General features: G+C 37.6%; 8 protein-coding genes. All 8 read left to right on the top strand.

Translation table 11 applies throughout. From position 1 onward, the window contains the following. Positions 1-436 precede the first annotated feature (436 nt). The 8 genes from G530_RS0105285 (at position 437) to G530_RS0105250 (ending at position 16,057) form a co-directional block, all read left to right on the top strand. The gene (locus tag G530_RS0105285; protein ID WP_026933541.1) at positions 437-3,694 is read left to right on the top strand and encodes a SusC/RagA family TonB-linked outer membrane protein; all 3,258 of its coding nucleotides are present in this window, start codon (positions 437-439) and stop codon (positions 3,692-3,694) included. 11 nt (positions 3,695-3,705) lie between these two features. Then, positions 3,706-5,127: a SusD/RagB family nutrient-binding outer membrane lipoprotein gene (locus tag G530_RS0105280; protein WP_026933540.1), complete on the top strand. Its 1,422-nt coding sequence runs from the start codon at positions 3,706-3,708 to the stop codon at positions 5,125-5,127. Positions 5,128-5,158: 31 nt separating this feature from the next. Continuing rightward, positions 5,159-5,884 (top strand): hypothetical protein, encoded by a 726-nt coding sequence (locus G530_RS0105275; RefSeq protein ID WP_156888596.1) that lies wholly within the window; start codon positions 5,159-5,161, stop codon positions 5,882-5,884. 332 nt (positions 5,885-6,216) lie between these two features. Beyond that, positions 6,217-9,303: a SusC/RagA family TonB-linked outer membrane protein gene (locus G530_RS0105270; protein ID WP_026933538.1), complete on the top strand. Its 3,087-nt coding sequence runs from the start codon at positions 6,217-6,219 to the stop codon at positions 9,301-9,303. 13 nt (positions 9,304-9,316) lie between these two features. Beyond that, a complete protein-coding gene (locus G530_RS0105265; RefSeq protein ID WP_084519407.1) occupies positions 9,317-10,837 on the top strand; it encodes a SusD/RagB family nutrient-binding outer membrane lipoprotein in 1,521 nt (506 codons plus the stop codon). A 17-nt stretch (positions 10,838-10,854) separates the two neighbouring features. Next, complete coding sequence (locus tag G530_RS17250) at positions 10,855-11,712, top strand: hypothetical protein (protein ID WP_156888595.1); 858 nt, start codon at positions 10,855-10,857, stop codon at positions 11,710-11,712. A gap of 101 nt (positions 11,713-11,813) precedes the next feature. Then, positions 11,814-12,548 carry a 23S rRNA (guanosine(2251)-2'-O)-methyltransferase RlmB gene (rlmB, locus tag G530_RS0105255; protein WP_026933536.1) on the top strand — a complete coding sequence of 245 codons (735 nt, stop codon included), beginning with the start codon at positions 11,814-11,816 and terminating at the stop codon, positions 12,546-12,548. Between the two features lie 296 nt (positions 12,549-12,844). Next, positions 12,845-16,057: a SusC/RagA family TonB-linked outer membrane protein gene (locus G530_RS0105250; protein ID WP_026933535.1), complete on the top strand. Its 3,213-nt coding sequence runs from the start codon at positions 12,845-12,847 to the stop codon at positions 16,055-16,057. Positions 16,058-16,060: the final 3 nt, after the last annotated feature.

Genomic DNA, 16,060 nt, shown 5'->3' with positions numbered 1-16,060 from the left:
AATTTCCTATACACTAATTATTAATAAAATTTACTCCCCTGTTTTTTTAGGGTCTGCAAAGGTAGAAATAAAAAAATACTATTCAAATATCGAAAGGTTTATTTTTCAGAAAATTAGATGTTTAACTAATTTTATTGTTTGGCGTAGGAATATTAATTCAGCAAACCCCATTTTAATATCCTCTGCATTTAACTTAAATAACTAAGAATTAATAACAGATAAATACACGGTCACCTATAATAATTCCTAATATTTCATTTTTTTAATATTTCCCAGCATTTATAAGGCTTAAAAGGCTATTGATGTTAAATTATTTCTCCTACACACTCCCTCCCAGAGGTTTAAAATGTTAACTATTTCCTAATGCTCCAAGAAGCTTGGATTGCTCTGTATTTCTACCCACTTTTGGCCCTGGCTAATTCAAATAATTTTTAAAATGAAAACAAAATTTAGTAGTATTTTAACGCTATTACTGGCGTTTGTTGTGCAAATGACTTTTGCACAGGAACGAACGATTACCGGTACGGTAACAGACGAGGACGATCTGCCCCTACCCGGTGTAAACATCGTTATTAAAGGTACATCTACTGGTGTACAAACCGATTTTGATGGAAATTACTCCATTAACGCAAATCAGGGAGACGTATTGGTTTTTTCCTTCGTAGGATTAAAACAAGCGGAATACACTGTTAGTAACAACGATCAAATAGATGTTGTTATGGAAGCTGATTCTGCTCAATTAGACGAGGTAGTTGTCACTGCACTGGGTATCAAAAGAGAAAAGAAATCTCTGGGATATGCAACTCAGGAAGTTGGTGGTGAAGCAGTATCTGATGTTCCACAACAAAATTTCGTAAACTCCTTATCAGGTAAAGTATCTGGTTTAAGTATCAAATCTTCCGGAACATTAGGAGGATCTACTAACGTTGTTATACGTGGTAACTCTTCTCTAACAGGAAACAACCAGGCTCTATTTGTAATAGATGGCACTCCGGTTAGTAACCTTAATACAAACAGCTCAGACCAGAGAAGTGGTAGAGGTGGATACGATTATGGTAATGCTGCATCAGACATTAACCCAAATGACATTGCTTCAATCAACGTACTTAAAGGTGCTGCTGCAACCGCATTATACGGTGCAAGAGCTGCAAATGGTGCTGTAATTATTGAAACTAAAAAGGGATCAAAGAAAAAAGGAATTGGAGTTTCTATTCAATCTTCTCTTACAGTAAGTAATGCAGACAAAAATACTCTGCCAGAATATCAAAAACAATATGGTGCTGGATATGGTCCATACTATGGTTCTGCAGATGGGTATTTCAATTTATATGACATAAGCAAAGATGGAACTCTAGATGAGAGTACACCTTTTACAGAAGATGCTTCTTTTGGAGCGCCTTTTGACTCAGACAGAATGATCTATCAATGGAACTCCATTTACCCATCACTAGAAAGCACTTACCAAGAGGCTTCTCCATGGGTAGCCGGAGAAAATGACCCTAACAGCATCTGGCAAACGGGTTACACCTCTATTAATTCTGTTGCATTAGATGGTGGTAATGAAACCAGTTCTTTCAGAATTAGTGGAACTCACCTGAATCAACAAGGAAACTTGCCAAATTCAAAAATTAAAAGGAACTCACTAAAATTTAGTGGTTCTCATGATTTTACAGATAAATTCAGTGCCCAAACGAATATTACATATACTAAAACCGACGGAAAAGGACGTTATGGAACTGGATATAGCTCATTAAACATCATGCAGCAATTCAGACAATGGTTCCAGACAAATGTTGATTTCGCAGAGCAAAGAAGAGCTTATGAAGCGACTGGTCAGAATATCACCTGGAATCCTAATAGTCCAAGTAACTTGTCACCAATTTATTCTGACAACCCTTACTGGACATTCTTCGAGAATTATGAAACTGATACTCGTAACAGATACTTCGGTAACGTAAATCTAACTTATGAATTCAATGATGTATTCAGTTTACTAGGTAGATTCTCTTTCGATACTTATGACGAACTTCAGGAAGAAAGAATAAACGTAGGTAGTGCAGATATCGCCAAGTATAGCAGATACAACAATAGAGCATCTGAATATAACTATGATCTTATTCTGAATTTCAACAAGGATATTACTGAAGATATCAACCTTGATGGAAATGTTGGTTTCAATCTAAGAAGAAACGAAAGAAACAGTATTTATGCATCTACTAACGGCGGATTAAATAAGGCAGGATTTTACGCATTGAGCAACAGTGCCAGTCCTTTAAATCCACCAAATGAATATGAGATGACAAGAATGCTTGATGGTGTATACGCCAGAGCAGGTGTAGGATTATTCAATACTTACTTTATTGAAGGTACTATTCGTAGAGACCGTTCTTCTACCCTTCCATCTGCAAACAATACGTTCTACTATCCATCTATTTCCTCTAGTGTTATATTATCTAACCTAATTGAAGCCGACTGGTTAAGTTTCGCTAAAATAAGAGGTAACTATGCGGAAGTTGGTAACGATACTGATCCTTACAACGTATTTAACACATACACTGTTTATGCACCATTCGATGGAGCAGGTGTCGCCAGCAATAACTTTACATTGAAAAACCCTGAATTAAAACCAGAGCGTATGAAGTCATACGAATTTGGTTTAGAAGCTAATTTCTTCGACAGAAGATTTGGGTTTGACATTTCTTACTATAATTCAAAAACTGAAGACCAGATCACTCCTGTACCGGTTTCAACGGCAACTGGATTTGGTGAAAAGCTTTTAAACGCTGGTACTATTGAAAATAAAGGTATTGAAGTTGCTTTAAACATCAATCCTATAAGAACTGATGATTTCAACTGGAATATTAATGTAAACTGGGCGAAAAACGAGAATGAAGTTCTTAAACTAACAGATGGTATTGATAACCTTCAGTTAGCATCTCCACAGGGAGGTATATCAATTAATGCTGCTCCTGGACAGCCATATGGTGCTATTAGAGGAACAGACTTTGTATATGACGACCAAGGGAATAAAGTAATTAACTCTAATGGTTACTATGCAAAAACCCCTAACTCCAATTATATAATTGGTGATTTTCAGCCAGACTGGATTGGTGGTATTCAAAATACATTCACTTATAAGAACATTTCACTTGGATTCCTTATTGACATTCAAGAAGGTGGGAATATCTTCTCTCTTGATCAATGGTACGGAGCTGCAACTGGTATTTATGCCAATAGCGTAGGAACTAACGATCTTGGAAACCCAATTAGAAACTCACTGTCAAATGGTGGTGGTATAGTTCTAGACGGTGTACAGGGAGATGTATCATTTAATCCTGATGGAACTTATGAGGTAACTAACACCTCTTCTAATAATGTAAGAGCAGATTATTCTACATATGCGAATCCATTTGGATATGCGAGAGCTCCTAATGCACAACATGTATATGATGCTTCATACGTAAAATTAAGAGAGGCAAATCTTACCTATAATTTTGGCGACAAAATGATGGAAGCGCTACCATTTACGAGAGCTTCAGTTTCTTTAATAGGACGTAACCTTTGGATCATCAACAAAGAAATTCCTTACTCAGATCCAGAAGCAGGTTTAAGCTCTGGTAATGTACAAGGATACCAATCGGGTGCCTACCCTACAATGAGAGAAATTGGCGCAAGCATTAAACTTAACTTTTAATCAAAATCACTATGAAAAAATATATTGTAGCTATAACAGCACTCGTAACGCTATGGTCTTGCCAGAGCGACGAGAAGTATGAGGATCTAAACAGAGATCCTAAAAATCCTACTGAAGTAGCTTCAGACTTTTTGTTTACCGCTGCTACTGTAAGTTTAGGAGATTACATGGCTAGCCCTAATGTTAATGAACCCCTATATCGTTTCTTAGGACAGTATTTAACAACAACCACTTACCTGGATGAACCAAATTACGATTTCACAGCACGTCAGAATCCAGATGCTGTATGGTCTGAATATTACAGAGATGTAATTTTTGATCTACAGGATGCAAAACGTATTGTAATGGAAAATCCTGATTTGTCCCAGGCAGAAATCGACGCAAGATTAGGACAACTAGAAGTTATTGAAGTTTATACTTGGCATGTATTGGTTGACTCTTTTGGAGACATTCCTTATACAGAAGCTGTGCAGGCAGATGAATTCCCACAGCCTAAGTATGACGATGACGCAGTTATCTACGAAGATTTAATTTCAAGACTTGACAGCGCAAACACATTGCTTAGTGCCGGGAACGGTTACAGCTCTGCCGATGTTGTTTTTGGCGGTGATATGGATAAGTGGATGATGTTCGCTAATTCTATAAAATTAAGATTGGGAATGAGACTACAGGATGCTAATCCTGGTTTAGCGCAATCTACCGTTGAAGATGCTGTTGCAGATGGTGTATTAATGTCTAATGATGACAATGCAACCATTGAATACCAATCTAATGACCCAAACACCAATCCACTTTGGGAAGATCTAGTACAGAGCGGAAGATCAGATTTCCTTATTTCTGAAACTATCGCAGATTACATGAATGATCTTAACGACCCACGAAGAATGGTGTATTTTGACGAAAACGTTGACGGATACATTGGTGGTGATTATGGTGGAAGTAACAACTATGGTTCTTTCACACATATTGGGGATCCATTTTTAGACCCAACTAGAGAAGGTATCCTTTTGGATTATACGGAAGTTGAATTCAATCTTTCAAAAGCAGCAGATCTTGGATATAATGTTGGAGGTAGCGCAGAATCACATTACAACAATGCGATTACTGCTTCCATGGAATACTGGGGAGTTTCAGATTCTGAAATTTCAGACTACCTTTCTCAACCAAGTGTAGCTTATGATGGCTCTGTGACACAATTTGCCACACAGTTCTGGATCGCAATGTTCGACAATCCTTTTGAAGGTTGGAGTACTTGGAGACTATATGATGCTCCAGCTCTTAACATACCTAGCGATTCTGGTAGTGATGTACCTCTTAGATACACATATCCAGTTGACGAACAAAACCTTAATAATACTAACTATATTGAGGCTGCAACCGCGATAGGTGGAGACGATACTCAAACACCTATTTTCTGGGATATTAATGAGTAATCGATTTAATTTAAATTTTAAAATAAACACAATGAAAAGAAATATAAAATATTGGGGACTTTGTTTATTTCTCGCTGCAGGATTAACTTCATGTGAAAGCGATGAAGCCGATTATCAGAAAGATGCAGCTAAAGATGTTGGAGGTTATGCATTTCTTGCTAATCAAACTATTAGTTCATTCGATAAAAGCGAAGACCTTAGTATAGACCTTTATACAGATTCTGGAGTAACCGTAAATTCTGTTGAAGTATTGCAGGAAGGTTCGTCAATAGCTTCAGCAACAGTTGGAGAAGAAACAGCAACCTTCAATTCATCTTCTTTTGGAGATATTGCAATAGACGATGAATTTGACATCATGCTAGAATCTCAATTATCTAATGGCAATATGGCCCAGGATCCATTCACAGTTTCTGTTGTTAGTCCTATTAGTATAGACGACGACAACCCAAGTGAATTAACCCTGGATTCTATTAGCGATGGTGCTGCAGTTGATTACTCAACTTACACACTTTCTGCTCCAATAGATACCGCTGAACTTTTCTTAAAGAAAAATTCTGATGGTACTTACTCTAACAGTGGAGCTGAAGTTTCTAACGAAGGTGGTTCAATTGAATTAGCAGATACTAACTACGATGAACTTAACCTTATGGTAAATGATACGCTTTATTATGAATTCACTGTAATGAGTGGAAGTTTATCTGAATCTGAATCTTCATATATTGTAATTCAGGAAGAAGAAGAGGAAGAAATGGAATAAGGTTAGATTTTTAAAAAAACTCAGCCATTTAAATGAAAAGCCACCCAAATTGGGTGGCTTTTTTTATGATTAATTTTTTTTTCAAACTTAGCACAGCTACACCGTATACTTTATAAACGTTAAATAATTGCGTATTAACTAAATCAAATCAATCATATCCCCTTTTAACTATAAACACTCAATAGTTTTCAGGATTAAGATAAATTAACTTCAATAAACCGCTTTATTTCTTCCGACTCATTCAAACTTCTAAATTTATTTAACATTTTTTTTATTGGTACTTAACATATTTTTGGCATTTTTGGCGCTGGCTAATTCAAACAAATTTAAAAATGAAAGCAAAATTTAGTAGTATTTTGACGCTATTACTAGCGTTTGTTGTGCAAATATCCTTTGCCCAACAACAAACGATTACCGGTACGGTAACAGATCAGGACGATCTGCCTCTACCCGGTGTAAATATCGTAGTTAAGGGAACATCGAATGGTGTTCAAACCGATTTTGACGGTAATTATTCAATTCAGGCTGAACAAGGTGATGTATTGGTTTTCACATTCGTAGGTCTAAAAAAAGCTGAATATACTGTGGACGACATCACCGAAACATTAAATGTAGTTATGGAAGCTGACGCTTCTCAACTGGATGAGGTGATTGTTACAGCACTTGGTATTGAGCGAAATCCTAAAGAGCTATCGTATTCGGTAAAGGCTCTGGATAATGATGATATTACCAAGACTAAAGCTGTTAACGTTGCAACCAATATGGTTGGTAAAGTTGCCGGTTTACAAATTAACACAGTTAATAACGGAGTAAATCCAAATACTCGTGTTGTTCTTAGAGGTAACAGATCACTTCTAGGTAATAACCAGGCTTTAATCGTTGTTGATGGTTTCCCGTCTTCGCGTGGTGTTCTTGACAGAATTAACCCAAACGATATTGAGGAAATGACCGTTTTAAAAGGTGCTAATGCCTCTGCTCTATACGGTTCTGAAGCAGCCAATGGGGTAATTGTGATTACAACAAAATCTGGAAAAGGAAAACTTAAGGTAACTATTGATTCTTCTACTCAATTTGAAACGGTTGCATATCTTCCAGAATTCCAGGATCAATTTGGTGCTGGTGGATTTCCTGATGGAACTCTTTACCCATTAGAAAATGTTAACTGGGGACCTAAATTTGACGGTCGATTAGTTGACGCTAGTGAGACATATGCTGACGGTAGAGTATGGCAGGTTCCTTTTTCGCCAATTGAAGATGTTCATGAGAGCTTTTTTAATACTGGTGTAACCACGAGAAATGGAATTACACTTGCTGGAGGTGATGAAAATGGGGACTTCTTACTTTCACTTGATCAAAGTAACATAACTGGTACTGTTCCAAAAGATAAGTACAACCGTACTAATGCCAGATTAAAAGGTAGCAGAAAATTTGATAAACTTGAAATTGGTGGTAACCTTTCGTTCTTCAGATCTCACTCTAATACTGTTGGAAATGGTGGTCGTCAAGACAGACCTGTATACTGGAATATAATCAATACTCCTCTTCATATTCCAATAACACAAATGAAAAATTGGAGAACAGGAGAATTTACAAGAAATGAAGTTTCTTATTATAGATTCTACGAAAATCCATATTTTATTATTGATACACAGAGAGAGAAGTCTGACTTCTTCCAATTTAACTTATTAGCTAACGCGAAGTATAATTTCACTGAAAATTTCTCTGCAACGTTAAGAGCAGGTTTCACAGGAGATAGTAATAACTTCAAAAGGGAGTTTGGTGCTTACCAAAAAGCTTTTACTGTACCTGGAGCTTATTCTAACATGGCCGATTATGGTGCCAGAACTGCAGATAGCAAAAATAGCTCAGAGAGATTTAATAGCGATTTTATTCTGAACTATAACTCAGATTTAGGAGAAACTTTCTCTGTAGACGCTACAGTTGGACACAACTTAAGAATCGAAAGATCAGACGCTATAAATGTGAGTGGTAATGACTTAATCATCCCAGGATTTTACAACGTTTCTACAAGAACAGGAAACCTTGAAGGTGGTCAATCTACTTCTCAATATAGACGTTTTGGTGTGTATGGAGATGTAACCGTAGGATTTAATGACTATCTTTTCTTAAACGTAACTGCTAGAAATGATTGGTCATCTACCCTGCCAGAGGATAATAGATCTTTCTTCTACCCGGGTGCTGGTATATCTTTTGTTGCATCTGATGCATTCCCAGGAATGGAGGGACCAAATGGATTTAGCTACTTAAAAGCTAATGTTAACGTTACAAAGACCGGTAATGATCCAGGAGTTTATCAAGTGAATCAAACTTTTTTCGCACCATCGAATTTCCCTTACGGATCTACTGCAGGACTTGCTCAATCTAGCGTTGAACCAGATCCAAACCTAAATCCAGAATTTACAACTTCTATAGAAGCAGGTGTTGAATTTGGATTATTTAAGAACAGATTAACTGGTGGAGTAACTGTTTACCAAACAAACTCTACAGATCAAATTATTCCAGTAAATGTTTCTCTAGCATCTGGAGCTAGTAGCAACCTGATCAACATCGGAGAGATTGAAAACCAAGGTCTAGAAATAGACTTAAATGGTAAGATCTTTAGTACAGATAATTTTTCTTGGGATTTAGGCGTAAACTACACTGGATTTGAATCAGAAGTAATTTCATTAGCTGAAGGAGTTGATGAACTAGACATCGGAGGTTATTCTTATGCGCAAATTATAGCAAAAGTTGGAGAGCCATACCCATTAATCAGAACTACTTCTTACCAGAGAGATTCAGAAGGAAGAGTTATCGTTGGAGCTAACGGAGATCCTTTACAGGATTCACAGCTTAAAACACAAGGACAAACTTCTCCAGATTACATAGTAGGTTTAAATACAACTCTTAGATGGAAAAATTTCTCTCTTTATGCCGTAGCAGACTATAGAACTGGTCACGTATTTTTTAATGATATCGTAAATGCAATGGAATTCACTGGTTTAACTCAGCATAGTGCTAGTTCAAACAGACGTCCATTCATATTCCCTAACTCATCTTATTCTGATGGTCAAGGAGGTTTTATTGAAAATACTAACAGACCAACCTCAGGTGGTGGTAATGCATTCTGGGATAATTACAACAATGTTGCAGAGAACTATGTTACAGACGCAACAACTCTTAAATTAAGAGAATTGGCATTAAATTATTCTTTTAATGAAGATCTTATTAGTAAATTAAAAATGCAACAGTTAACTTTAGGTGTATATGGAAGAAACCTTATAACCCTAAGACCAGCTGATAACGTTTACACTGATCCAGAATTTAACTTTACAACAGGTAATGCTATTGGAGTTGGAACACAATCTCAAACAGCTCCTACAAGACAGTACGGTATTAGTTTAACAGCGCAATTTTAAAAAATAAAAAATAATGAAGACAAAGAAATTTTTAATAAAACCCTTGTTGATGCTTTTCGCAGTAGCTGCGATTAGTTGTAGCGAGGACATGTTGGATGTTAATGAAAATCCAAACAATCCATCAACCTCTACACCAAGTTTAACTCTTCCGGTAGCTCAAGATGATTTCGTTGCACTTAATGCACGGTCAATGACTTACCTAGGACAGTTCATGGTATATAATTGGGCAGTTCCTTCAAACTGGTCTGCCAATGGTGACTTAATTAGATATAATATTACATCTAACTTCTTTACCAATATATTCGAAACATCTTATGTTTCAATATTCAAGAACCTTACGTATGTTGAAAACTTTACTGATCCCTCCGGAGCAGTTAGTTATGATGCTTATGATGTAATAGCTCAAACTTTAAAGGGCTTCCAGTACCAGTATTTAGTAGATCTTTACGGAGATGTACCTTATACAGAAGCAAATTTGAGAGGAGAAAATCCTACCCCTGCTTATGATGATTCTGAATTGATCTATAAAAGTGTAATTGATTCTCTTACAAATGCAGCTAACAATGCATTAAATTTACCAGAGAATGCTGAAGACCCAGGTAATCAGGACATCATTTATGGTGGAGACATGACTGGATGGGCTCAATTTGCTAACTCTGTTAAATTAAGAATGTTAGTAAGAATGAGTAATACTGGTCAAGATTCATACATTCAAGAACAAATAGCCTCTATAATGGCTAACGGAGCTGGATTCATTACAGATAATGTAGTTGCTAATCCAGGTTACTCAGATAATGCAGGACAGCAAAACCCATTTTATGGCTATGTTGGAGTTGGACCAAATGGTGCTGCTCTAGACAGACAGGATTTTACTGTAGCTACAGATTATGCAATCGAAACTTTGACAGATTTTAATGACCCTCGTCTAGAAAGTCTTTATTCTGATGCTGTAAATCATGGTTACATAGGTGCTGAACAATCAACACAGCTTCCTGGAACTGGATTCACATCTGATGATCTTTCTCATGTTGGACCAGGACTTTTGAAAAGTTCAGATCAGGATCAACCGATTATGCTTTTATCTGAAGCTTTATTTTTACAGGCGGAAGCTACCTTTAGAGGCTACCTTCCAGGTGGAGAGGCTGCAGCTAAAGAACTATACGAACAAGCTATCGCGGCATCTTTTGAATTCCTAGGAGCACAAGAAGAGAATGTAGATGGAGATTTAGTTGATGCAGATCCAGAAGAATATTATACTCAGTTAATAGAAAATGTATCTTGGGACGCATCTCCTAACAAAATTGAAGCTATAATTACGCAAAAATGGATTGCTCTTAATGGTACTTCATCTATCGAGTCTTGGGTAGAATGGATTAGAACAGGATTCCCAAATACTTTACCAATACCTGCTGAATCAGGTGGTGTAAGACCAGTAAGCCTGCTTTACCCTGTATCTGAGATCGCAAGAAACAGTGATAATGTACCAGCTCAAACACCTTCTGACGCCTTTACTAACGCCCCATTTTGGAGATAAATAATATTAAAGAAAACATGAAACACATAATTAAAAATTTTAAAATTGTAGCCATCGCTTTGCTTGCATTAGGTGTGAGTTCTTGTGATGAGATACTAGATGACGACCTTACAGACTTTGGTACAGGACCAAACTTCGTAGGATTTAGTGCTGCATCTGTAACTGCTCCATTCGCCGTAGGTGCTGAACCTCAAACTTATGAGTACAATGTCCCGATTTTCTTAGATGGACCTAGTGCTGAGTTTGAATCTGGTGAAATCGTAGTAACATTTGAACTGGATCCGGCTTCAACAGCTCAACAAGGCTTAAATTATGACTTTACAGCCGGTAATACTGTTACGTTGAATTCATCAAATGATTTTTCAGCTAATATACCTGTAACGGTTTATACAGAAGGTGTGAGTCCTCCAACTGTTGAATCACTAATATTGAATATTACTGATATCTCAACTTCAGGAACTTCTACACCAGTAGTTGCTAATGAGAAAAGCGAAAGCACAACAGTGAATCTTAGCTATATCTGTGAAACAGACCTATCAGGTGATTATCTAATGAATTCAGGTGTTCGTGATGGTCGAGTTCAAGATTTTCCGGTTACAATTTCTGCGAATGATGAGGGTGGCTGGGATGTCTCAAACCTTGATGGAGGTGCACTAGAATCTACAGGTAATGGTTCATTAAGCGCTGCTGGAAGTATTATCGTAGTTTGTGGAGAAGTTCAGACCCAGACAGCTGCTAATTATTGTGATGCCCTAGGTATAGGATGTATTACATCTGGTACATGGGATGAAGAAGCAGGTGTTTTAACAATTCAATACAACGATTCTTATTTCGGTTTTGGAGATTATACAGCTACTTACACTAGAATTGAATAATAATAACCATATTACAATTATTAAAACCACCCCTAACCGGGTGGTTTTTTTATTTGTAAAAACGCGAAGCAGGAAATATTTTAAATGTTAACTTTGCCAGCATGAAAGAAACTACCAGGATCTTCGGGATAAGAACAGTTATTGAGGCTATTGAAAGCGGAAAGTCTATTGAGAAAATATTTGTTCAAAAAGGTCTTTCAGGCTCCTTGTTTCAGGAACTGAATCGACATCTTAGAAAAGGTAACTTTGCCGTTTCTTATGTTCCCGTTGAAAAACTGAATAAACTTAGTAAAGGGAACCACCAGGGCGTAGTAGCCAACATCTCCCCTATCAGTTTTATCAGTCTTGAGAAAATGGTTGAAGACTCCCGGGATAATTCTACTCCTCCTCTATTTCTTTTACTGGATGGCTTAACCGATGTTAGGAATTTCGGAGCTATTATTAGAACTGCAGAGTGTTGTGGCGTTTCAGGTATTATAATACCAGAAAAAGGATCTGCTCCTATTAATGCAGATACAGTAAAAACTTCAGCCGGTGCAGTTTTCAATATTCCCATTTGCAAAGTGAATCATATCAAAGATGCTCTTTTTCACCTTCAGACTTATGACATTAAGATAATAGCTGCTACTGAGAAGACAGATCAAGTAATTTATGATCTAGACTTGAAGCAACCCCTTGCTATAATTATGGGGAACGAAGAAAAGGGCGTTTCTAATTCCATTTTAAAATCTGCAGATTTTAAGGCTAAATTACCTATGCAGGGAAGTATTGCTTCCTTAAATGTCTCAGTAGCCTGTGGCGCATTTTTATATGAAGTGGTAAGACAGCGACTTTAATTTCACAGCATTTCTTCTAAGTTTCTCCAGGTAGCTTAAACTACATCTTAATTCAATCAACGCAGATTGAATTAAGCCTGGAAAATATTTGAATTTCAATAATACATTTCCTACAAACACCTGACTACAAGGTGTTTAACTACTTTACGCCAAATCGTTTACACCCACCCGAAATATTGGGTATTCACAGCGTTTTTGAATTTACTCACATCTTTTTACTGTTATTTTAACGATATAGCTGTCATTTATTAACTGTTTTTTCACAATTTTATATGATAATCATAAATTCATCTAAAATGGAAAAAAAATTACCACGCATTATCATTGGGTTGTTTATGCTTCTGGGCTTACTTTCCTATGGCCAGGAACAAACAATTAATGGTACGGTTACCGGGGAAGATGATTTCCCTCTACCTGGTGTGAATGTATTCATCAAAGATTCCACCACCGGTACACAAACAGATTTTGACGGAAATTATTCCATCAACGCAAGCCAGGGTGATGTTCTGGTTTTCTCATTTGTAGGGAAAGAAACTCAGGAAATCACAGTAGGAAATCAAACTACTATTGATGTTAAACTTGGTGCAGACTCCGCTGAACTTGAAGAAGTTGTAGTAACTGCACAGGGAATCCGTGCAAAACCGCGATCCCTTAGCTATGCTTTAGAATCAGTAGAGGCAGACGATGTACAGAAATCGAGGGAAACAAACTTGGTTTCTGCCTTAAGCTCCAAAGCTTCAGGTGTGCAGGTTACCTCATCTTCAGGTTCCGTAGGAGCTTCTGCAAATATTAGAGTAAGAGGTAATACGTCGATAACCAGATCAAATTCACCTTTATTTGTGGTGGATGGTGTGCCTATTGACAACTCTTCTTTTTCAGAAGATCCAACACAAACTAATAATAATTCCAGTTTAGGAGGTAGTGATTTTTCAAACAGGGCTATAGATATTAACTCAAATGATATCGCTTCTATCTCAATTCTTAAAGGTATAGCAGCCCAAACCCTATATGGTTTACGTGCTGCCAACGGAGTTGTACTAATCACAACGAAAAAGGGTAAGGCTGGTAAAACCAGGGTATCTATAAATTCAACACTGTCCTTTGCAGAATATAATAAGGTACCGGAAACTCAAGAACTGTATGCTCAGGGTAGGCACTTTGAAGGTGCTCTACAATATCAAGGTCCGGAAACTTTCGAGGGTGACTCCTGGGGGCCATTACTATCTGACCTGGAATTTGATGGAGCCACAGACTATCCATTTGACAGAAACGGAAGACTTGTACCAGCAGGAACCGGAAACGGAATGCCTGCTCAGGCTTACGACCGCTATAGTTTCTTTAAAACCGGGCAGACTACAGATTTAAGTATTGGAATTAGCGGAGGAAGTGAGAAAGTGAATTACCGGGCATCGATAGGAAAATTAAATCAGCAAGGTATATCTCCAAATGAGGTATTTGAGAGAAAAACATTCAGGGTAGACTTAAGAGCTGACTTGACCGAGAACTTAACTTTAGACGGTTCTGCTCAGTATACTAATTCTGGTGGTAATAGAGTTCAGAGAGGTTCCAATATTTCAGGTGTAATGCTCGGTCTCCTTCGTAATGCCCCTACATTCGACATGGGGAATGGTAAAGAAGGTCAGGCTGCAGCAGATGATCCAGCCTCCTATTTCTACGATATACCAGGCGCTGAGCTACCCGGGCATAGAAGCTATAGAGATGGTATTTATAATAGCCCATACTTTGCAGTAGCAAGAAATGCTAATCTGGATGATGTAAACAGGACAATTGGAAAACTAGGTTTGACTTATGATATCACAGATTGGTTAAGTTTTAAAACTTCAGGTTCTATCGACAGATATACAGATACGAGAAAAATTGGATTCGACATTCTTGATGCATCTTTTGGTAATGGACGCGTTATTAACGACGTCATCTCTAACCAGGATGTAAACTGGAGTGGTATTTTCAACGCAGTTTACAACTTTTCAGATACCTTCGGAGTCGACGCCAATGTTGGTTATGACGGATATTACAACAAAACTAACCGACAAACCGTAATTGGTGACGGAATGACCATTCCGGGATTCTTTAATCTTTCAAATGTAAGCACGACGCAGGCTCAGGAACTTTCTACAAGAAGAGAACTTATTGGTGTTTTCGCTACGGCGACTTTAAGCTATGATAATATGCTTTTCTTAACTCCGTCATTTAGAAATGACTGGTCTTCGACTCTTCCTGTAAACGACAACACTTTCCAATCATATTCTCTTGGAGGTAGTTTCGTATTTACTGAACTCATGGATAGCAATTTCCTTAATTACGGTAAGTTACGTGGGGCATGGGGTAGCGCAGGTAATGACGCACCAGTATATGCTACTATCACCAATTTTGGAGGTACATCTGTAAGCGGTGACGGTTTCATTCAAAGTGTGACCTTTCCAGCTTATGATGCCACCTCATTTGAAAGATCATCGAGAGCGGGAAATCCGACTCTTACACCAGAAAAAACGACTGAATTTGAGGTGGGAATCGAGTTATCCATGCTAGAAAGCAGGCTCAAATTTGATTTCGCCTATTATGATAAAGAGACAGAAGATCAGATCATTTTTGTAGATGCAGCACCCTCTTCAGGCTTTGTAGACAGGTATGCTAACGTAGGTCTGGTAACCAATACAGGTTACGAGGTAAGTTTAAGCGGAACACCCATTAGAACAGAGGATTTTGAATGGAGCATTAGTGCAAACTGGACTACCTATGAAAACATAGTTGAAGAACTGGTTGAAGGTGTAGAATCTGTAACTCTAAATGGTTTCTCTGGAACAAGTTCACGTGCAGTAGTCGGCGAGTCTTATGGTGCGTTGTTCGGGGGAAGATATGCCAGAAATGATGCAGGCCAGGTTTTAATTGATGATGATGGCTATCCACTATTGGCAGATACAGATGGTGTAATAGGTGATCCTATCCCAGACTGGCTTGCTGGTATTAGCAGCCAGATTCAATATAAAAATATAGGATTATCATTCCTTTTTGATATTCGTCAGGGTGGTGATATCTGGTGTGGATCATGCGGTATTCTGGATTACTTCGGGGTTTCTGAGGAAACTTTATTAAGAGATCAAACTACCGTTTTTGAAGGAGTTGTACAATCCACGGGGCAACCAAATACTCAAGTAGTACCTTATTCAGATCCAACAATTAGTGAAAATAATAATTACTGGAGAAGATATGGTTTTGGTGACGTAGACGAAGGCAATGTTTATGACGGTTCATGGGTAAGACTTAGAGAAGTGACCTTAAGTTACTCCCTTCCCGATAAATTTCTGGAAAATACATTTATAGATGGTATATCATTTTCAGCATTTGGAAGAAACTTATGGGTAGAGACAGATTATCCCGGAGTAGACCCTGAGACAAACCTTACAGGAGATAGTAACGGATTGGGACTGGATTATTTTAACCAGCCCAATACAAAAAGTTACGGTTTAAACGTTCAATTAAATTTTTAGGAA

It is taken from the genome of Christiangramia echinicola DSM 19838 (assembly GCF_000423065.1).
Lineage (GTDB): Bacteria > Bacteroidota > Bacteroidia > Flavobacteriales > Flavobacteriaceae > Christiangramia > Christiangramia echinicola.
The sequence above is the reverse complement of the archived record's forward strand: the minus strand, read 5'-3'. Positions and strand labels throughout refer to the sequence as shown.